Source organism: Planctomycetia bacterium (assembly GCA_021413845.1).
GTDB lineage: Bacteria > Planctomycetota > Planctomycetia > Pirellulales > PNKZ01 > PNKZ01.
The window spans coordinates 85012-104798 of the sequence record JAIOPP010000109.1; the positions used below are offsets into that span (position 1 = coordinate 85012).

A 19787-nucleotide genomic window follows, 5' to 3' on the forward strand; every position below is an offset into this window, starting at 1 on the left:
GTTACGCGCATGTCGATATATTTTAACCAGCTTGCGCAACGTCGCAAATCATTATTCCGCTTGCGCTTCGGTATGGTCGCTACAACCGGCACGTTCGGGCACGGTGAGGGCTTTTTCCGGTGCGGCAAGTCGTGAAATCACGACTTTGCCCGACGATGCAGCAAGTCGCTCAGTTCGCGGTGGAGCTCCGGGGTGGAAGCCGCGACAAAGCGGGGTTTCGTTACGTCGGCCGGGCCGCCGTCGTAGCTGGTAAGAATTCCACCCGCTTCCGTAACCAGGAGATAACCGGCGGCGACGTCCCACGCTTTCGTGTCTTTCGCCCAATAACCGTCGATCCGGCCGGCAGCGACATAGCAGAGATTCAGCGCCGAGGAACCCATCCGGCGAATCGCTTGCGCATGATCCATCACATTCAGAAAGTCGTCGACCGAAGGATCGCCCCGACCGACGCCCGGAGGGAAACTCACCGCGACCAAAGCCTTCGACAAACTCTTCACCGCGCTGACCCGCAATGGCTTGTCGTTTAAGAAGGCCCCTTGGCCGAGCGCGGCGGTGAAGCAATCGCCGGCCATCGGATCGAACACGATACCTGCCAACAACTTGCCGCGGCATTCGAGACCGATGGAAACGCAATACTGCGCGAGCCCGTGCACGTAGTTCGTCGTGCCGTCGAGCGGGTCGACGATCCAGCGATATCCTTCTTTTCCCACGGTCGACATGCCGTTTTCTTCGGCCAAGAAGCCGTGGTCGGGAAAGGCGTCCATGATGATCTTGCGAACGGTTTCCTGGCTCGCGAAATCAGCTTCGGTAACGAGGTCGGCTGGTCCTTTTTCAGTAACCGCGAAACGGCCGGCCCAATCTTGGAGCACGGCCCCGCCTGCGAGCGCTGCGTGGCGGCCGACCTTCAAATACTCCGCCAAATGAGGATCGAACGGCTCCGGCAACATTTCTGGCACGACGACGACCTCGTGGGGCTTGGTATTTTACAGTGTGCGGCGATTATAAGGATTCTCAACGTTTTGTCCCTGCCCCTTGGGGGAGGCGGTCCAAAATGCGGGGATCGGCCGATTTCCGGGAAAACGCTGGACTCGCGCCGGTGGGTTGCTAGGATACAAACGCCGCTGAAGCCGGTGCGGCAACGCCCGGCAACGCGGCCTTCATCGATTTTGATACGGAGTGACGTCGCCCGATTTCGCTCCGACAACCCGTCTCTGTTCCGGCCCCGTCGTCTCGCCTCGCAGTGAGCGGCGGGGTTTTTTTATTGCTCGGCAACGGAATCCCACCTTCTAAGCAGCGAACTTTTTTCGGCTGCCGTTCATACCCGATGAGTAAGACACCCGGCCCTTGGCAGCTTGACGGAACGAGCGGTCGCTTAGACATCGTCGGTTTCCAGGCCACGCTCGATCTCGCGCAGCCTCGGCTCGGCCTGCGAATGGCAAACTCAGCGGCAGCGGTTCTCGGGCTGCAACTCGGAACTTCACTTGTCGACTCGAGCGCAGTCGAGCCGGCCGAGTCGTATGTGCGTGGTGCCGACCTCGTAGCGACGTACAACCAAACCGAGGCGCGGCCGCTGCGCGTACAGGCCTATTGGCATGTCGCGGCTCTCGCGCATTCCTTCGTCGCGCGCGACGCCCGCCTGATCGAACTCCAAGTCTCGATCAACACGACGCTGCTCGACCTTCGGCCGACGATCGACGTCGTCACTCAGTTGAATTCGCCGGTCGAAAAGCTCACGTTCGGAGAAGCCTCGGCTTGGCTCGTCCGCTTCGCCGATCGGCCGTACACCTACATCGAAATTCCCCACCCGCGCGACTGCGCACGAACCGCTTTCGAGCCGGCCGCCGCTGGTCGCACGACGCTGCGCCATACGCTATTCGGGCGGAAGCTCGAAAAAGGGGTCATCATGCGCGGCCGAGTGCGCGGAGCCCTCGTACCGCGCGCAGACGATGTCGCTACGGCCGAAGCTCTGGTCGACGATCTGCTCAACGCCGCGCCTCCGCTGACGACCTAACCGAAGACCTAAACCATGCCGTAGTGCCGGCTTGGTCCGTCGCTTGATTGTGAACCGCGGCCCGTTGCGGTACGATCATCGCTCTCCCCCTGGATTTAGGTAACGCCTTATGCGCAAGGGCCTTGGGGTCTCGCCGGGCGTGGCCGTCGGTCAGGCTTACTGCGTCGACGAGATCTTCGTCCATCCGCTGCACACCCAACTCGCCGACTCCGAGGTCGATGCGGAGGTCCGTCGCTTCGACGATGCCTGCGAACGAACCGTCGTCGAGTTGCGCGCCTTGCAGCAGAAGGTCGTCGCGCAGGTCGGCGTCGGCGAAGCGGCCCACTTCTACGCGCAAGAAACGGTCCTCCGCGATGCCGGCTTTCCGGCCAAAGTGCGTCGGGAAATCATCGAGAATCGCCGCCCTGCGCCGGGTGCCCTACAGAGCGTCTTGAAAGAGTACGTCGATCTCCGCGCTGCGACGACCGATCCGTTTCTCAAGCGCCGGCTCAACGATCTGCGCGACGTCGTCATTCGCTTAAGCGGCCATCTTTCGCCCGTGCTGACGATCAACGCCGATGTCGTGTCGGGCCCGGTCATCATCATCGCGCGCGAGTTGCTGCCTTGGCAGATCATCGCGCTCGGCAACTTGCCGATCGCCGGAATCGTCACGCAGACCGGAGGTCGCACGAGCCACGCGGCGATCCTCGCCCGACGTCGCGGCATCCCGGCCGTTACCGGAGCGGCCGATATCGTGGGCCATTGCGGCAACGGCGACCTGCTGATCGTCGATGGTCGCTCGGGAACCGTGTTCGTCAATCCCGACGCCGAGCAAGAGAGCGCCTACCGCAAGCTCCAGCGCGAATACGTCGACTTACGCGGCCAACTGGCGGCGAATCGCGATCGTCCGACGCGCACCGCCGACGGAGTCGAACTCGCTCTTTTGGCGAACATCAACGGAGCCGACGATGCCGGAACCGCCGCCTCGATGGGGGCTTCCGGCGTCGGCCTCTATCGCACGGAGTATCTCTTCCTCGCGCACACTTCGGTGCCGACCGAAGAAGAGCAATTGGAGAACTATCGTTCGGTAGTCGCCGCGGCGCCGGGCAAGCAAGTCGTCATCCGCACGCTCGACCTCGGCGGCGACAAAACGATTCCTTTCCTCGGCCACGATCGAGAAGCGAACCCCTTTATGGGCTGGCGGTCGATCCGCCTCTCGTTCGAACATCCCGAGTTTTTTCTGACGCAAATTCGCGCGATCTTGCGCGCCGCCGCAACTTCGGACGCGGCCGATGCCGATGTGAAAATTCTCTTCCCGATGATCACCACCTTGGAAGAAATTCGCCGCATTCGCGCGATGGTTCGCAAAGCGGGCAAGCAATTACTCGCCGAGAAGAAGGCCTTTCGCTACGTTCCGTTCGGCATCATGATCGAGGTGCCCGCCGCCGCCTTTACGATCGAGTCGTTGATGCGCGAGGTCGATTTCGTTTCGATCGGCTCCAACGATTTAGTGCAATACCTGATGGCGGCCGATCGCGACAACCCGAAGGTAAGTCATCTGTGCGAGCCGCTGAGCCCGCCGGTGTTGCATGTTCTCTCGCGCTTGATTCAAGCGTGTAATAAGGCGGGAAAACCGGTGACCCTTTGCGGCGAAATGGCCGGCCAGCCGCGCGCGTTCGTCGCGCTCTTGGGGATGGGCCTGCGTTCGTTCAGCATGAGCCCGGCCTTGATCCCGACGATCAAAGACCTCGCCGCGCATATCAGCATCGAGCAAGCGAAACAGATCGTGTGTGAAGTGCTCGAACAAAAGACGACCATCAAAGTACAATCGCTCTTGAGTCGCAGACTGCACGAGCTTGCCCCGGCGCTGGAAGCGCTGGAATCCGCCGATTAATTCATGGGGGAGTTGCGGAAATGAAGTATGTCCAAGATTTCACAAATCGCGCCAGGCGACGCGATTGCGGTTTCGCGGCAGCGTTCATTCCGGCGCTCGCCATGTCGTTCGTGAGTGCCACGTTTTCCAGCGGATTGAAAGGTGCGGAATTGAAATATCCTGAAACTCGGCGCGGCGAACAGATCGACGACTACCACGGCACGAAGGTCGCCGATCCTTATCGCTGGCTCGAAGAGCCCGACAGCGCTGCCACGCGAGCCTGGGTCGGCGCGCAGAATGAAGTCACGCAGCGCTTCCTCGGCGAAATTCCCGAACGGGCCGTGCTCAAAGAGCGACTGACGAAGCTCTGGAATTACGTTCGCTACGGCACGCCGACGGTTCGCGGCAACCGCTACTTTTTCTCGCGCAACGACGGTCTGCAGAACCAAGCCGTGCTCTACGTGGCCGACGCGCTCGACGCCGAGCCGCGCGTGTTGCTCGATCCGAACAAGCTTTCGACGGAAGGAACCGTCGCGCTCACCGGATACGAGCTCAGCGACGACGGCCGACGGATGGCGTATGGGCTCGCCGCGGCCGGCAGCGACTGGCAAGAATGGAAAGTCCGCGACGTCGACACCGGTAAAGACCTCAACGACGTCATTCGTTGGGTGAAGTTCTCCGGCGCTTCCTGGACGCACGACGGCAGCGGCTTTTTCTACAGTCGCTACGACGAACCGGCCGCCGGCGCCGCGCTCACCGGCCAGAACTATTATCAAAAGCTCTACTTCCACAAACTCGGCACGCCGCAAGCCGACGATCGGCTCGTCTATGAGCGCGAAGATGAAAAAGAGTGGGGCTTCGGCGGCAGCGTGACCGACGACGGGCACTACCTCATCATCAACGTTTGGCGCGGAACCGACCCGAAGAATCAAATCTTCTATCAAGACCTCACGACCCCCGGCGCGAAGGTCGTCCAACTGCTCAATGGATTCACCGCCGATTATTCATTCATCGGCAACGACGGGCCGATCTTCTATTTCCGCACCGATCTCGATGCGCCACGCTACTGCGTCGTCTCGATGGATATTCGCACTCCGGATACGCTGCATAATGTGATTCCGCCACAAGAAGGGGTGCTCGAAGGAATCTCCCTCTTCGGCGATCGCTTCATCGCGACCTACATGATCGGCGCACGAAACGAAGTGCGCGAGATCTCCCTCACCGGATTGGTAGGCAACCCTATCGAACTGCCGGGCATCGGCTCCGTCGGTGGTTTCGGCGGCCGGCGCGATGCGAAGGAGACGTTCTACTCCTTCACCGGCTTCACGACGCCGACGATCATCTATCGCTACGATCTCACGACGGGCAAGTCGACCGTGTTTCGCAAAGCCGAAGTCGACTTTCAACCCGAAGACTTCGAGACGAAGCAGATTTTTTATGCCAGTCGCGACAGCACGCGCATCCCGATGTTCATCACCTACCGCAAAGGGCTCAAGCTCGACGGCTCGAACCCGACGATTCTCTACGGCTACGGCGGCTTCAACATCTCGCTAACGCCCAGCTTCGCGGCCGGCCGCATTGCGTGGCTCGAGCAAGGAGGAGTGCTGGCGATTCCCAATCTGCGCGGCGGAGGGGAATATGGACGCCGGTGGCACGAAGAGGGCATGGTCGAGCGAAAACAAAACGTGTTCGACGACTTCATCGCCGCGGCCGAGCGCCTCATCGCCGATGGCTACACTCGTCCCGACAAGCTCGCGATCTCGGGCGGCAGCAACGGCGGACTCTTAGTCGGCGCGTGTCTCACGCAACGGCCCGATCTGTTCGGCGCGGCGGTGCCCGACGTCGGCGTGATGGACATGCTCCGCTTTCATAAGTTCACGATCGGTTGGGCCTGGGCCTCGGAATATGGATCGTCGGACGATGCCAAGCAATTCGCCGTGCTCCATAAATACTCGCCGTTGCACAATCTGAAGTCGGGCACGAAGTACCCTGCCGTACTCGTCACGACGGCCGACCACGACGATCGTGTCGTCCCGGCGCATAGCTTCAAGTTCGCCGCGGCCTTGCAAGCCGCGCAAGCCGGCGATGCGCCGACGTTGATCCGTATCGAAACCAGCGCCGGCCACGGAGCGGGAACGCCGACGACGAAGCAGATCGAAAAACTCGCCGACACGTATGCGTTCCTCAGCCGCGTGCTGAAGATCGAGCGAAAGAAATAAGCATGTCGAACCAGCCTCGCAGGATCACCGAATCGGAAGTGCCGCTGCCGCGCAATCGGATGATTCCGCTGCTCGTGGCGATCGTGTTGATCCTGGCTGCGCGCTATTATTCATCGCGACAAGCACCGGCCCCGATCGATCCGCCTCTTACGGCGAACCAATCGGAAATCGCGCAACCGACGCCGACGGCCACGCCGGAACCGATCTCAAGCCCAATCTCAGACCCGATACCGAAAGCCGCGCCGAAGATTGCGCCGAAGGCTTCCGCACCTCCGGCCGTCCGACCAACGACGACTACGCCGATCTCGGCGAACACCAAAGTCGATTCGCCTCTGCTGATGCGGAATCTTTCGTTGCGCGATCAAGACGGCCGCGTCGTCTATCGCGGCGACATCGATCTTCGTCCGGTTTTGGAACGGATCGATTCCGGCCGACGGTTGCGGTTCTCGCACGATGGCTCGACGTTTCAAAATCGCGAAGGCCGGCTTCCCAAGCATCCCGCAGGCTACTATCAGGAATGGGTCGTCCCGACGCCGGGCGAAGACGGGCCGGGGCCGCAGCGAATCGTCACCGGAGCTCAAGGCGAAGTTTGGTACACGCACGATCACTATCGCAGCTTCCAGCGCATCCCGGTCGCTACTCCCTCGAAGAACTTGCAGCAGGACGATAACCGATGACCGACGAAGCGACCGACCAAGTAAAACCGGAAGCGAAGACCGGCTTCGAGTTCCTCGAAAAACCTTCGACCTATCGCGACGCCGAGGCACTCGTCGTCCATGTGCCTGTCGCAGCGCGCGGTAAGCAGAAGGTACTCGGCGCGCTGGCGAAAGGGCTACGGTTCCCTTCCTACTTCGGCTGGAACTGGGACGCGCTCGACGAATGCCTGCGCGACCTTTCGTGGCTCGGCGAAGTGCGCCGCATCTCGATCGTCCACGACGGCCTGCCGTTTTCCCCTCGGGCCGACTTGTTCTATCTCTATCGCGATCTGCTCGCCGAAGCAGCCGCCGCGCAGAGTTCCTCCGCCGAGCCGCGCACGTTGAAAATCATCTTTCCCGCCGCTTCTCAGCCGCTTTTCGAGGCCTAACGCCTCCGTTGCCGCACCTTCGCTTGCCGCGCTGCGTAGAATGAATTGCGTTCTCGAAACGCATCGACATTGCGTGCTGCATGAAAGGTGTCCGAGCGATGAACAAACCCTACTCCGACGAATTCGAATGGCGCCGGCTTCAAGCCGGCGACGAACAAGCGAGCAACTCCCCGCGCAATGAACCGACTGCGAATCGCGCTCGGCCCGAGGCCGGCGGCGGCGACCAGGACTTGCTCGACGCCTACTCGCGGGCCGTCATTACCGTCGTTCGCCAAGTCGGGCCGGCGACGTTGTCGATCGTCGGTCGCGACGACGAGCCTCCGCGCGGCTCCGGTTCGGGTCTCGTTCTATCGAGCGACGGCTACGCGCTTACCAATAGCCATGTCGTGGCCGGGCGTGCGCGGTTGCGAGCCGTTACCGAAGAAGGGGACGCCATCGATGCCGAGACCGTCGGCGATGATCCGGCCGTCGACCTCGCGCTGTTGAAGCTCAAGTCGCGCGATCTCCCGACGCTGCCGTTCGGCGAATCGGCGTCTTTGCAGGTCGGGCAGTTGGTGATCGCGGTCGGTAATCCGTTTGGGTTGCAATCGACCGTATCGACCGGCGTCGTGAGCGCGATCGGGCGTTCGATGCGCGGCGGCGATGGGCGGCTCATCGAGAACGTCGTGCAGCACACCGCACCGCTCAACCCGGGCAATTCCGGCGGCCCGCTGGTCGACTCGCGCGGCAGGCTCGTCGGCGTCAATACGGCGATCGTCGCGCAAGGGCAGGGGCTCGGCTTCGCCGTGCCGGCCGATACGGCTCGCTGGGTCGTCGACGAACTGACCAACTACGGCAGAGTCCGACGTCCGACGCTCGGCATCTCGATCACGGTGGTGCCGCTCCCGAAGCGGCTCGTACGCGATCTCGATCTCTTGAGCGATCGAGCGGTACGCGTCGTGGAAGTGCGGCGCGGTGGTGCTGCGCATGCCGCGGGACTGGAAGTCGACGATCTGATCGTGAGCGTCAACGGACGGGTGGTCCTTTCGTCCGACGACTTGCATCGCCTGCTCGGCGGGCCGGCCGCCGATCGCACGTTGCTGTTCGGAGTGGTGCGCGACGAGCGCTACGAAGAGATTCTCGTTCAAGCGAGGCCCGCGGTTTAAGGGGAGTCCGCCGAAGGCTTGTCGGGCCCGAGCGACCGCTGCATCCATTCGGCCACGGCCTGCGACTGCGCGTCGTCTCTAGCTGCGAGCGTCGCGGCGACACGTCGGCGGCGCACTTCGCTTTGGTTTTGATTCAGCTTCCATTTTCCTTCCCAGCGCTCGACCGTGATCCGGAAGCCGACGATTTGCTTTACCAGCGCTTCGCTCAGCGCCGAGGTCGGGTCGAACTCCCAGGGTTGCGGCAGCGCTCGTTCGTAGAGCGCGACCGAGTCGCGCAAGATCCGCCGTAGCTCGAGCGGATCTTCCGTAAATTCGATCGTGCCGTACGCATGCACCGCGATGTAGTTCCACGTCGGCACCGTGTTCGGCTCGCCGTACCAAGTCGGGCTCACGTAGGCATGCGGACCGTTGAAGATCACCAAGGCGGTCTGACCGTCCGAATCACGCCATTGCGGATTGCTGCGGGCCATGTGCCCGACGAGCGACGCTCGACCGGTCGCTACATCCGCAGCGGAGTCGCGGCGAAGATGGAGCGGCAAGTGCGAAGCGAAAGGGAGTCCGTCGTGCGAAGTGACGAGCGAGGCGAAGCCGTTTCGTTCGACGAAGTCGAAAATTTTCTCGTGGTCGGTCTCGCGAAAATGATCGGGACTATACATTCGCCGAGACTTTCATTTCGAGGGAAGAATGAGGGGGGGGCGGTTCGAGGCTAGACTATGCCATACCGTCTGTGGCTGCCACTTCGACGCTCGAATTCTCCTTAAAAGAGCCGACTGCCCGACCGAGGTTCGCTCGTTTACAATGTCGCGATGCAACTTTCTCTGATGATCACTTGCTTGGGAGATGTCGTTCGGCCGGAGGTCGGCAAAGCGACGGTGCGGCTCTTGCGCAGGCTCGGGCACGAGGTCGATTTCCCGGCGGCCCAGACTTGTTGCGGCCAGCCGTTTTACAATTCCGGTTTCAAGGAACAGGCCCGCGACCAGGCGCAGCACACGATCCGCGCTTTCGCCGGCGAGCGAACGGTCGTCGTGCCGTCGGGCTCTTGCGCGGCGATGGTGAAGGTCGAGTATCCGCACTTGTTCGAGCCGGGGAGCGAGTGGCATACACGAGCCGTGGAGCTAGCAAGTCGGACATTCGAATTGGCGGACTTCTTGGTGAACCGGCTGGCGGTGATCGACGTCGGAGCGAAGTTCGACGGGAAGGTCACCTATCACTACGCGTGCCATCTACGAGGTCTCGGCTTGGCGGGCGAGGCCGAGCAATTGATTCGCGCCGTGCGCGGAGTTACCTACGTTCCGCTCGGCCACGACGATCAATGTTGCGGCTTCGGCGGATCGTTCTCGGTGCGCTATCCCGAAATTTCCAACGCGATGGTCAGCGATAAGACGCGTTGCATCGAGGCCACGGAAGCCGATGCGGTGGTGAGCACCGATGCCGGATGTTTGATGAATATCGGCGGCAAGCTCCATCGCGACGGCCGGACCGTGCGCGTGTTGCACTTGGCCGAGTTGTTGGAATCGCGCTAGAGCTCGGGCCGTGGCCCGGCGTAAAGCAGCGAGCAATCGTCTAACAGGCTTGCACGCGCGCCGCCGAGCGGTTCCACTCTCGGACATCGATCACCGCTCGAGTTGTTCTATTTCGGGAGTCGGACCGCCATGAGTTATACGCCCCGCATTTTGGCTTTTGCCGGTAGCTTGCGCAAGGATTCGTTCAATAAAAAGTTGGCGGCGATCGCCGCGCAAGGGGCGCGCGAGGCCGGTGCCGAAACGACGGTCGTCGACCTGCGCGACTTCCCGCTCCCGCTTTTCGATCAAGATCTGGAAGCGGCCGAAGGAATGCCGGCGGCCGGCCGGCAACTGAAGGACCTGTTCCTCAAGCACGATGGCTTGCTGATCGCCTCGCCCGAGTACAACAGCTCGATCACGGCGCCGCTCAAGAACGCGCTCGATTGGGTCTCGCGACCGTCGGCCGCCGGCGAGCCGGGCCTGACGGCTTACGCAGGCAAGACGGCGGCGATCGTCGCGGCGTCGCCCGGCGCGCTCGGCGGCTTGCGAGGGCTCGTTCATCTGCGCTCGATCCTGGGCAATATCCAGGTGCTCGTGCTGCCCGATCAGATTGCGATCGTGAAAGCGCACGAAGCCTTCGGCGACGACGGACTGCTGAAAGATGCGAAGCAGCAAGCGGCGGTGCTCGCGATCGGTGCGAAGCTCGCCGCGACGATCGCGAAGCTCAAAGCTTAATTTGCGCGCAGAGAGCGAGAGCGCTAAAAAAGAAGACGCCCGTCGGCTGGGTCAAAACCGACGGGCGTCGCAGGATTTTCGATGCGTCTCGACAGGTTCGTCTCGGCGAGTCGGAACTACTTCGCAGGGACCGCGCTTTCGATGACCGTTTTCTTTTCTTCGACGATGACCTTATTTGCATTGGTCCGTTCGTCGACCGGGCCGAACTTCGGAGTCGGCACCGCGGTGTCCATCGGCAGGCTCGGAGCGGCCGTGCCCGACGACGTAGCGTTGCCGCTACCGTAGGTCGACGGAGCCGAGTTCGTCGAAGGAGCAATCGATGGTGCAACGGTCGGCTCTTTGCGAACTTCGCCGGTCGAAGCCGCCGGAGCCGGCGTCAGATAGATCGGGTTGCCGCAAGCGTCGAGCGGCACTTTGTTCACGACGATATGCGGCACGCGGTAAGTGTACTGCACGGGCACGCGCTTCTCGACCACATGCGGCACTTGCACCTTCTGCACGACTTGCTCTTGGCGGCAGACGCGGACTTGTTCTTGCTCGACTCGTTCTTCTTGCACCATCTTCATCGAGGTGACCGGAACTTTCTTCACGACCTCCTCGGTGATCATCTTGCAAACTTGAACCGGAGTCTTCTTCTCGATCCGTTCGACGACTTGGCGATAGGTCGTAACGGGGACCTTGCGAACCTGCTCTTCGGCGATCATGCGGCAAGTTTGCACCGGCACTTCACGCACCATCTCTTCGTTCATATAACGCACCGTTTGCACCGGCACGCGGCGAACTTCCGTACGGGGCACCATCGAGGTCTCGGGCACTTGCGCCGTGACGACGTTAGGCTGATAGATGGTTTGCGGAACGACCGTGGCCGGAGCTTGCATCGGAGTCCAATGCAGGCCGCCCCGTTGATAGGCCGCGGCGCCGGTGAGCGGATCGATCGCGTAACCGCGCTGGTTCCAAGCAAGCCGCGTGCGCACGGCGCCCGGCTGCACGGCGTAGTTCGTCACATACTGGCCTTGGTCGATTTGCACGGGGCGGTAGGTCGTGACTTGTTCCATCACGGTGTAGGCTTCTTCGCGCTCCGACGTTTCGTAGACCGGGCGTTGCACGGTGTAGCGCTCTTCGCGCGTCGACGTTTCCCAGACCGGGCGTTGCACGGTGTAGCGCTCTTCGCGTTCCGACGTTTCCGGAATCTGTCGCACGACGTCGTAGCTTTCGTCGCGGATTTGCGTTTCCCACACCGGCTTCTGTACGGTGTAGCGCTCTTCACGCTCGGATGTTTCGTAGACAGGCTTCGCGACCATATATCGCTTTTCGCGGGTCTGCGTTTCCCAGACTGGTTTGAAACTGGTCACTTCGCGCTCTTCGTACACGGTTTCGTTTTCCAGACGATACGCGGTGACGGCGCGATCTTCGTAGACGGTTTGATAGTCGAGGCGGTACGTCGTCGTCGGAATGGCGACAGGCGGCGTGGCGCACGATTGACAAGATTGGCCGTAAGCCGAGCCGGTGTGGTTACCGACGAAACCTGCGGCGGCGCATCCGGCAGCGAGGAACGAGAAGAATTTTTTCATACAAGCATGACCCCTACACGACACTTCGATGTGGTTAAACTCGCGTTTTGCATTCGGTCGAGAAGCGGCGGCTCTCCGAGCTGCGCTTCGCAACGTCTGCGTCGTGCATCCGTGCGCTCGACTTCCATACGCAACTTCGAGGCCGGCCGTTCACGCTATCGTGCGAATCTCGTCGAGCATGCGCTGCACGCTACGAATTCGACACCGGGGAGACGTGATGCGGTCGATCTTGCTTTGCGTCTTTGCCACGCGCGAGTCCCTTGTCGCGAGGCCTCTCGTTAGCAGTTTGCTAATGAGAAGGTCGGCTTGCCCGCAGATCGCCTGAGCGCTCCGAAAATACAAGCCATCTAAAACATAGCTCGGAAACGCCGAAGAAGTGCGTAAAAATCCTCAAGATTTCGCGAGCCTGAGCCGCAGGCGGCACAGCCTGCGCAATCGTTAAATTCGCCGGCGGTAGTAGCGCAAGCAGCGGAATCAGCGAGGGTTGAAGCAACTCTTCCGAGGCGAGCGGCCGGTGTGAACCGGCCGTTTCGGTGAGACGCGTTAAGTTACGGCGTCGAGATCGATGACGTCTGCCGCGCAAAAAGTGACAGATCCGTGTGAGGCTTCGAAGTCGGCAACTTCAACGCCCAGGTCGTCCCATTGGCGGTGTCGAATGTCCAAGATGATCATTCCGTTCGTCGGCGCAGGAAACCCTTCTCCGATCACTAATCGTCGAGGTCGGAAGAATCGAAGACGACGAACCGTCGATTGTCGCCTAAGAGTCAGGTCGAGAAATGAATTGCGACAATCTTCGGGATCATTTTGGTAGTCGAATCGAATGATTTCGTATTCGTGTGGCCGATCGATAATCGAATGAATCGGGCTATCACCGTAGGTGTCGGTCATATGATCCTAATCAAAGCGATATACAAGGGCGAGTCGGCATCGATCGCGGTGCCCGGCGTGTTATGAATTTCGGCTTCGCCTCGTGCGTTGCGGATCGAGGTCACGAATCCTTTCGTGCTTCCCGGCAACCAACTTCCGTAAGTGTGCCAAGTAAGAAACCAAATCCGATCGCTCGGCATGGAGTCGGCTCGTAAAGTCATTTGGGCGATGATCGATACTACTTAAGGCGAGCGGCCGGTGTCAGCCGGCCGGTCACATTGGTGCTTCTTTAAGCTGCGCAATTACCGGCCGGCTGACACCGGCCGCTCGCCTCGGATGAATCGTTCGCCGCTTCTTACGTCAAACCCGGGAGTACTCCTTCGCCGCAGTAGTCCGGGTTGCCGAACTTCGTGAGGCGATGGCCGAAGGCGTGGGCGAGCGAGAGGAGCAGCCGGTTGTGCGGGAGCTTTTTGAGCTTGAGCGAGCGGCCCATCTTGAAGCCGAGGCCGCCGCCGACCATGACGAACGGAATGTCGTCGAGCGTGTGCGAGTTTCCTTTGCCGAGCTCGTTCGTCCAGACGATCAGCGTGTTGTCGAGCATCGTGCCGCCGCCTCCCGGCTCGGGTGTCTTGGCAAGTTGCTCGGCTAGGTAAGCCACCTGCTCGCAGTACCATTTGTTGATCTTCGTCAACTTCTCTTGAGCCTTCTCCTCTTTGTCGGGCTCGTGCGACAACTCGTGATGCCCTTCTTCGACGCCGAGCCATCGCATCTTCGCTTGGCCGACGGAGTTGGTGTATTGCAAGGTCGCGATGCGCGTGAAGTCGGCGCGGAAGCCGGCGACCATCAGGTCGATCTGCATCTTCGAGATCCGCGGCATTTCGTCGTTGTCGTCTTTCACGCCGGCCGGCAGCTCGGGCACCGCATGCCCGACGTCGACCACGGTCGTGGCGCGGAGCTCTCGCTCGAGATTGCGCACGAGCGACGCGTGCTCGTCGAGCAGGCGGCGATCTTCCTTGCTGACCACGGCCGAGACTTTGCGGAAGTCTTCCTGCAATTCATCGAGCACGCCGCGTAGGCTCTCTTGGTCTTTCATGTGGCCGTAGAGCTTCGAGAACATCTGATACGGATGATCGATCGGCGCGATCGGCTTGTTCGGGCCGGAGTAAACCATGCGGGTCCAAGTGTCGGCGCGGTCGGGGACCATCACGCCGAACTCGAGCGAGCCGAAACGCGTGCGCGTGGCATCGTTCTTTTGCAGAAACGTTTTCAACTCTTGATCGATCGAGTGGCCGCTCGACCAACCGGCCGGCGTATCGGAACCACCCTGGATGTTGCCCGGAAAGAGCTCGATGCCGGTGAGCAAGCAACCGATGCCGCGCATGTGGTTGTCGCCGTCGCCGCGCACTTTGTCGCACACGCCCTTGAGCACGAGCGTTTGCTTTTGAAACGGCGCGAGCGGCTTCAAGCTTTCCGGGAGCGTAAACTTTTCGCCCTCTTCCTCCGGCCAAAACGTCTTGGGCACGACTCCGTTGGGACTGAACACGACGACGAGCCGCTGCTTGCGCGCCCGTTGATTGGCGAAGCCGAGGCTCGGCAGGTTGAGCACATACGGCACGGCCGCGGCACTCAGGCCCAACTTGCGGACGAACTCGCGACGACTGGTAACGCGTCCCATAGGAATACTCGTGCTTTGGAAGTTCTCAGCTACTTTTATCAGTTACTTCTTAACCGTCACAGGTTGCCCCTTCACGGGCGCAGTCGGAGCCGCTTGCGATTTCGCAGGCAGATCGTTCTGCGCCATCGAACCATCGCGCGACCCGAACGCCGAAGCCACCAGCATCTCGATCATCAGTTTGCGAATATGAAATCCTTGCGCGGCGAACGAACGCTCCAATTCTATGTGCGTCTGCGGCCCGTAGGCGAGGATCGGCTGCTTGACCAGATAGTGAAACAACTGCTCGACAAACGCTTCGTGGGTCTCGTCGCTGCGCGCCAAGAAGGCCGCGAGCTCGCGCACGTCGGAGAACTTTACTTTCTCGCCGGTTCGGGTTTGGTAAACGCCGGTCGCATCGATCGGTTTCCCTTTCTCTTCGGCGCGGAACCGTCCGACGGCGTCGAAGTTCTCGAAAGCGAAGCCGAGCGGATTGATCATCCGATGACAGGCTTGGCACGACTCGGCTTTCGTCTGCAAGTCGACGCGCTGCCGAGTCGTCAACTCGGCATGGAGATCCGCGGCCAACGGCGCAACCGCTTCCGGCGGCGGTCGCAAGGCGCGGCCCAACACGCTGCGAGCGATGAACACGCCCCGATGAATCGGCGAGCTCGTAGCGTTGTAGGCATAGCCGGCCATGAGGTAGGGATGCGTCAGCACTCCGGCGCGCGGCCCTTTCGGGAGGCTTACTTTTTGAAACGGGGCGTCTGCGGGCAACGAGCCGCCGTAGAACTTCGAGAGCTTGCCGTTCAGGTAAAGCGAGTCGGCGAGGAGCAATTGGCGGAAGTCGGAACTCTCGCTCCAGATGACATCGTCGAGAAATAAGTCGAGCGCCGTATGTAGGTCGGAAACCAGAGCGTCGTCGAAGTCGGGGAAGCGCTTCGTGTCTTTCGAGAGTTCCTCGAAGTGATCGACCCGCAGCCATTGCACGAAAAAATCGTGGAGCTTGCCGCGCGTACGAGGGTCGTCGAGCATCCGTTCCGCTTGCTTGCGCACTTCCGCGGGAGTCGAGAGCTTGCCCTGCGCCGCCGCTTGCATGAGACCCTGATCGGGAAGCGAATCCCAAAGGCCGAACGAAAGCCGCGCGGCCACATCGAACGAGTCGGGCTTGCCGTGATCGACTTCGTGATACAAGAACCGCGGCGACATCAACACCAGCAACACGCACCGCTTCACGGCCAACTCGGGATCGGGCGTTTCCGCGAACGGCCGCTCGAGATAAAGCTTTTTTAAGTCGTCGGTCAGCGGACGACGGAAAGCCCGCTCCGCAAACTTGCGGGCGAACTCGCGTAGTTTCTCGTTGCGATCTTTCGCATCGGGCTTCGTGCCGGCGAGTTCCGAAATCTTCGCGTAGACATACGCCGATACTTCGATGGCGGAGTCCATCACCGCTTGTTCCCAAGCTTCGGAAACCGCCGTCCCCCGTTCGTAGCCGACGCTCCGATCGTCGGGCGGAAACGGCACGGTCGAGATGAACAGTTCCGGAAAAGCGACCGGCGACAAGCAACGCGCGGGAACCACTTCCGGTTCGCGATGCGGTTGCTTCCACTTCAGCACGATCCGCGCCGTCTTTTCTTTCGCTTCCTTCGACTTGAAGAATTCGAGCCGAATCGGGTAAGCACGGCCGCCGAGCAGGCGAACCGATTCGCGCAGCGCGACGTCTTTGCCGGAGCGGACGCTGCCGTCGATGAGCGGGGTCTGCATGTCGTTGACCCAAAGACGCGCGCCGTTTTGCGTTTCGAGAATGAATTCGAAGTCGCCCGATTCGGGTGCGAGCAAGGAACCCGACCAGCGCATGCCGAACTCGACCGGTTCGATCTTACCGACGAGCGGGCTCACCTCGCCGAAGTCGAAGTCGACGGTGGGGTCGAGACGTTCGAGCTCTTTTTGCGAAGTACGTTTCTTGAAGTACTCTCCTTTTAAGCCTCGTTTGTCGTCCCATTTGTTCGTCCAACGAAAGCTACCGACGAGATCGGCGACCGATTGGCGATATTGGCGGACGGTGAGGCGCGAAAGCTCGAGCTTCGCGGGTTGATTGCGAGCCTGCGCGATCGGCGAATAAAACGTCTCGTAGATATAAGCCGCCACGCGCGCAGCATCCGGCCCAACGCACTTTTCCGGATCTCCCTCGGGCATCGTCTTGGCGATCAGTTCGGCCAACTCGACGATCGACTTATCGCCGACCAGCGGCTTCGCGTAGTGCGCCTTCACCCCTTCGCCGCTCAGACCATGACACGATGCACAGAGCTGCTTATAAATCTCGGCCCCGCTTCGGCCATCTGCGGCGCGCGCGACGACACCCTGCTCGGCGGCAACGAAGAGAAGCAGAGCGAGGAAGATTCGCTGCATGGCAACGAGCAGGGAGCAAAGGAGGGAAATGAGGCAGGAGATTCGGCAGACCCGGAGCCGCGCGATGGAAACCCGCGGCCGCTCGGGCGAGCCTTTCCATGATCGGGTACCGCCGTGCAAGCGTCAACGGTAGCACGGCCCGAACGCGTCGACGTCAGCGGAATGTCGCGAGAATTCGCCGCTATGGATCACTTCGGCTGCCTGGGACGTGCGTCTTCCATGAAACCGGTCTCGAAGCAAATCCGGCGCGGTGCTATCATCCGCGACCTGAAACATGGCGGCGTTTCTTTTCCAGCCCAGGATGGCGCGGATGACCCAGACGGTTCGTATCGTATTGCAGGCGCGCATGGGATCGTTGCGCCGACCGGGAAAGACCCTCGCGTCGATCGCCGGCAAGACGCTACTGGCGCGCTGCTTAGAACGATTGCATGCCGTGCGCTGCGGCCGTGGTCGACAGCGCCCGCAACTGATCGTCGCAACATCGCAAGCCGCGAGCGACGATGCCGTCGAGCGCGAAGCGGCGCTCTTGGGCTACGGTTGCGTGCGAGGTTCGGAAGAGAATGTCCTCGCGCGCTACCTGGCAGCGACAGCCGATCTCGATGCGAACGACATCCTCGTGCGCGCGACGGCTGACAATCCGCTTTACTGTCCGAACTTGACGGCGCAGTTGATCGATGGGCATCGAGCCGGAGCCGACGTCTACACGGGAATCATGCCCGAGCTATCGGCGATAGTGCCCGAGGTGTTGCGCGTCGGTGCGCTGCGTGCGATGGCGCTCCGCGACGATCTCGACGACTATTGTCGTGAACACGTCACTCCTTATTTCCGTCGCGAAGCGACTCCGTTTCGCGTCCAATGGTTGCCGAACGTCTGGGTCGGACTCGATCCGAGCCTACGGCTTACGGTCGATACGCAGGCCGATGTCGACCACATGGATAACGTGTATCGCGAGTTGATCGCACGCACCGGTGGCGACGATGCCCCCTCCTGGCGGCTCGACCAAATCTATGCTGCGGCACGAACGATCGTCGAGCGTGGCGCTTGGCAACTAGCCTCGTAGCACGGCTGCGCGGAAACGAGCGCAGCGGTGAGAAGCCGCAGTTTTCGGGTAGACCTCTCGGCCGGGCAAACATTTGCAACGCTCATTGCGACAACACGTTAATGTCGCTTGCAATCGCTGATCGGAGTGGTGAACCCCTTGTGTAAGCGAGGCTTGTCGCACACGATAATGCCCGCAACGCAGACTCTGACGAAGCGTGCCGCGGGTTCTTGAGCCCTAGCGCAACGCCGCCGAACACGACCTGCCGAGCCGCTCGACTTTACTAGCATCCCACCGCGATGTTCGCATCCGTATGGAAGCCGCAACGGTTTCGCCTAAGCCCACGCACCATGAGCACCAAAGCTTTTGGGTCTGGGTCATGTGTCTTACGGGCGTCGACTACTTCAGCACGCTCGGTTATCAGCCGTCGATCGCCTTCGAGGCGGCCGGCATCGTCGCCCCGATCGCGACGATCGTCTTGGTGCTCGTTACCCTGTTCGGCGCGCTTCCCGTCTATTCCCACGTCGCCTCGCGCTCGACCGAAGGGCAAGGTTCGATCGCGATGCTCGAGCGGTTGATGCGCGGTTGGACCGGGAAAGTGGTCGTGCTCTCGCTGCTCGGCTTTGCCGCGACCGACTTCGTCATTACGAAAACTCTCTCGGCCGCCGATGCGGTCGAGCACTTGATGCACAATCCGATCTGGAAAGCACACGCACCGGGCTTCCTACAGGCCTGGGGGACCGACGGTCAGCGCGTGGCTCTGACGATGGGAATGCTCGTGCTACTCGGGGCCAGCTTTTTGCGGGGCATGCGCGAAGTGGTGGGGTTGGCCGTCGTGATCGTCGGCGTCTATCTCACGCTCAACGCCGTCGTCATCGGTAGCGGGCTCGTCTATCTGATCGGTCACCCGGATCGCTTTCAGCTCTGGCTGCAACATCTTCAAGAAGGTTCCGCGGCTTGGCACATTCCGCAAGGACATCTGCCGGCGATGGGGGACGGTTGGGGCGCGGTGGCGATGATCAGCATTCTGATCTTCCCGAAGCTCGCGCTCGGCCTTTCCGGTTTCGAAACCGGAGTGGCGGTGATGCCGCTCATTAAGGGCGACGCCGATGATACGCTGGAGCATCCGAAGGGGCGCATTCGCAACGCGAAGAAACTGCTTCTGACGGCGGCCTTGATCATGTCGGTCTGCTTGCTCGGTTCGTCGCTCGTTACGGCGATGCTGATCGATCCCGCCGACATGGCGCACGGCGGCCCAGCTGAACATCGGGCTCTGGCGTTCATTGCGCATGGTCAAAGTAGTTATCTGGTCGCGAATCCGATTTTCGGCGACATCTTCGGCACGATCTACGACATCGCGACGATCGTGATCCTCGGCTTCGCCGGCGCGAGTGCGATGACGGGCTTGCTCAGTCTCGTGCCTCGTTATCTTCCGCGCTACGGCATGGCGCCGGAATGGGCCCGCGTAACGCATTGGCTGGTGATCGCCTTCACGGTGATCAACTTGTTCGTCACTTGGATCTTCAATGCCGACGTCAGCGCGCAAGGGGGCGCCTATGCGACCGGCGTGCTGGTGCTGATGAGCAGCGCGTGCGTTGCGACGGTGATCGACGTGTTCCGGAGTCGAGCCGGGAAGTTCATATTGTTTCGCATTCCGTGGAAGTATTTGGCGATCGGTGTCGTGTTCGTTTACACGACCGGG

15 protein-coding genes are annotated in these 19787 nt (G+C 61.1%); 10 read left to right on the plus strand and 5 right to left on the minus strand.

What is annotated here, in order from left to right; genetic code table 11:
- Window positions 1–137: 137 nt before the first annotated feature.
- On the minus strand, window positions 138–920 hold the full coding sequence (locus K8U03_19995) for an inositol monophosphatase (GenBank protein MCE9607174.1): 783 nt from the start codon (window positions 918–920) through the stop codon (window positions 138–140).
- 404 nt (window positions 921–1324) lie between these two features.
- Here K8U03_19995 and K8U03_20000 point away from each other — a divergent pair, with 404 nt between their 5' ends.
- The 6 genes from K8U03_20000 to K8U03_20025 all read left to right on the plus strand — a co-directional run bounded on the left by K8U03_20000 (window position 1325) and on the right by K8U03_20025 (window position 8311).
- Window positions 1325–2011, plus strand: a complete 687-nt coding sequence (locus K8U03_20000) for a hypothetical protein (protein MCE9607175.1) — start codon at window positions 1325–1327, stop codon at window positions 2009–2011.
- A 109-nt stretch (window positions 2012–2120) separates the two neighbouring features.
- A complete protein-coding gene (gene ptsP / locus K8U03_20005) occupies window positions 2121–3884 on the plus strand; it encodes a phosphoenolpyruvate--protein phosphotransferase (GenBank protein MCE9607176.1) in 1764 nt (587 codons plus the stop codon).
- A 101-nt stretch (window positions 3885–3985) separates the two neighbouring features.
- Window positions 3986–6082 (plus strand): prolyl oligopeptidase family serine peptidase, encoded by a 2097-nt coding sequence (locus K8U03_20010; protein ID MCE9607177.1) that lies wholly within the window; start codon window positions 3986–3988, stop codon window positions 6080–6082.
- 338 nt (window positions 6083–6420) lie between these two features.
- Window positions 6421–6759, plus strand: coding sequence for a hypothetical protein (locus tag K8U03_20015; protein MCE9607178.1), 339 nt, complete (start codon window positions 6421–6423; stop codon window positions 6757–6759).
- Window positions 6756–7166: a barstar family protein gene (locus K8U03_20020; GenBank protein MCE9607179.1), complete on the plus strand. Its 411-nt coding sequence runs from the start codon at window positions 6756–6758 to the stop codon at window positions 7164–7166. Before K8U03_20015 ends, K8U03_20020 begins: the two co-directional genes overlap by 4 nt.
- A 98-nt stretch (window positions 7167–7264) precedes the next feature.
- Window positions 7265–8311, plus strand: a complete 1047-nt coding sequence (locus K8U03_20025) for a trypsin-like peptidase domain-containing protein (protein MCE9607180.1) — start codon at window positions 7265–7267, stop codon at window positions 8309–8311.
- On the opposite strand, the gene K8U03_20030 is transcribed toward K8U03_20025, so the two are convergent.
- Window positions 8308–8967, minus strand: coding sequence for an FMN-binding negative transcriptional regulator (locus tag K8U03_20030; protein ID MCE9607181.1), 660 nt, complete (start codon window positions 8965–8967; stop codon window positions 8308–8310). The two genes, K8U03_20025 and K8U03_20030, sit on opposite strands and share 4 nt — an antisense overlap.
- Window positions 8968–9117: 150 nt before the next feature.
- Here K8U03_20030 and K8U03_20035 point away from each other — a divergent pair, with 150 nt between their 5' ends.
- Both K8U03_20035 and K8U03_20040 read left to right on the plus strand, forming a co-directional pair.
- A complete protein-coding gene (locus tag K8U03_20035; protein MCE9607182.1) occupies window positions 9118–9834 on the plus strand; it encodes a (Fe-S)-binding protein in 717 nt (238 codons plus the stop codon).
- 129 nt (window positions 9835–9963) lie between these two features.
- Window positions 9964–10548, plus strand: a complete 585-nt coding sequence (locus K8U03_20040; protein MCE9607183.1) for an NAD(P)H-dependent oxidoreductase — start codon at window positions 9964–9966, stop codon at window positions 10546–10548.
- 116 nt (window positions 10549–10664) lie between these two features.
- On the opposite strand, the gene K8U03_20045 is transcribed toward K8U03_20040, so the two are convergent.
- The 3 genes from K8U03_20045 to K8U03_20055 all read right to left on the minus strand — a co-directional run bounded on the left by K8U03_20045 (window position 10665) and on the right by K8U03_20055 (window position 17046).
- Window positions 10665–12119 (minus strand): hypothetical protein, encoded by a 1455-nt coding sequence (locus tag K8U03_20045; GenBank protein ID MCE9607184.1) that lies wholly within the window; start codon window positions 12117–12119, stop codon window positions 10665–10667.
- A gap of 1222 nt (window positions 12120–13341) precedes the next feature.
- Window positions 13342–14661 carry a DUF1552 domain-containing protein gene (locus tag K8U03_20050; protein MCE9607185.1) on the minus strand — a complete coding sequence of 440 codons (1320 nt, stop codon included), beginning with the start codon at window positions 14659–14661 and terminating at the stop codon, window positions 13342–13344.
- 42 nt (window positions 14662–14703) lie between these two features.
- Window positions 14704–17046 carry a DUF1592 domain-containing protein gene (locus tag K8U03_20055; GenBank protein ID MCE9607186.1) on the minus strand — a complete coding sequence of 781 codons (2343 nt, stop codon included), beginning with the start codon at window positions 17044–17046 and terminating at the stop codon, window positions 14704–14706.
- Between the two features lie 310 nt (window positions 17047–17356).
- On the opposite strand from K8U03_20055, the gene K8U03_20060 reads away from it, so the two are divergent.
- Window positions 17357–18106, plus strand: coding sequence for an NTP transferase domain-containing protein (locus K8U03_20060; GenBank protein MCE9607187.1), 750 nt, complete (start codon window positions 17357–17359; stop codon window positions 18104–18106).
- Between the two features lie 292 nt (window positions 18107–18398).
- Window positions 18399–19787, plus strand: a 1389-nt coding sequence (locus tag K8U03_20065; GenBank protein MCE9607188.1) for an amino acid transporter, incomplete at its 3' end; no start/stop codon positions are given.

Coding starts and splice junctions, on each gene's coding strand:
- K8U03_20060 (MCE9607187.1), top strand. CDS start 17,357: ATGACCCAGACGGTTCGTATCGTATTGCAGGCGCGCATGGGATCGTTG.
- K8U03_20035 (MCE9607182.1), top strand. CDS start 9,118: ATGCAACTTTCTCTGATGATCACTTGCTTGGGAGATGTCGTTCGGCCG.
- K8U03_20010 (MCE9607177.1), top strand. CDS start 3,986: ATGTCGTTCGTGAGTGCCACGTTTTCCAGCGGATTGAAAGGTGCGGAA.
- K8U03_20055 (MCE9607186.1), bottom strand. CDS start 17,046: ATGCAGCGAATCTTCCTCGCTCTGCTTCTCTTCGTTGCCGCCGAGCAG.
- K8U03_20015 (MCE9607178.1), top strand. CDS start 6,421: ATGCGGAATCTTTCGTTGCGCGATCAAGACGGCCGCGTCGTCTATCGC.
- K8U03_20020 (MCE9607179.1), top strand. CDS start 6,756: ATGACCGACGAAGCGACCGACCAAGTAAAACCGGAAGCGAAGACCGGC.
- K8U03_20045 (MCE9607184.1), bottom strand. CDS start 12,119: ATGAAAAAATTCTTCTCGTTCCTCGCTGCCGGATGCGCCGCCGCAGGT.
- K8U03_20050 (MCE9607185.1), bottom strand. CDS start 14,661: ATGGGACGCGTTACCAGTCGTCGCGAGTTCGTCCGCAAGTTGGGCCTG.
- K8U03_20025 (MCE9607180.1), top strand. CDS start 7,265: ATGAACAAACCCTACTCCGACGAATTCGAATGGCGCCGGCTTCAAGCC.
- K8U03_20040 (MCE9607183.1), top strand. CDS start 9,964: ATGAGTTATACGCCCCGCATTTTGGCTTTTGCCGGTAGCTTGCGCAAG.
- K8U03_20000 (MCE9607175.1), top strand. CDS start 1,325: ATGAGTAAGACACCCGGCCCTTGGCAGCTTGACGGAACGAGCGGTCGC.
- K8U03_20030 (MCE9607181.1), bottom strand. CDS start 8,967: ATGTATAGTCCCGATCATTTTCGCGAGACCGACCACGAGAAAATTTTC.
- ptsP (MCE9607176.1), top strand. CDS start 2,121: ATGCGCAAGGGCCTTGGGGTCTCGCCGGGCGTGGCCGTCGGTCAGGCT.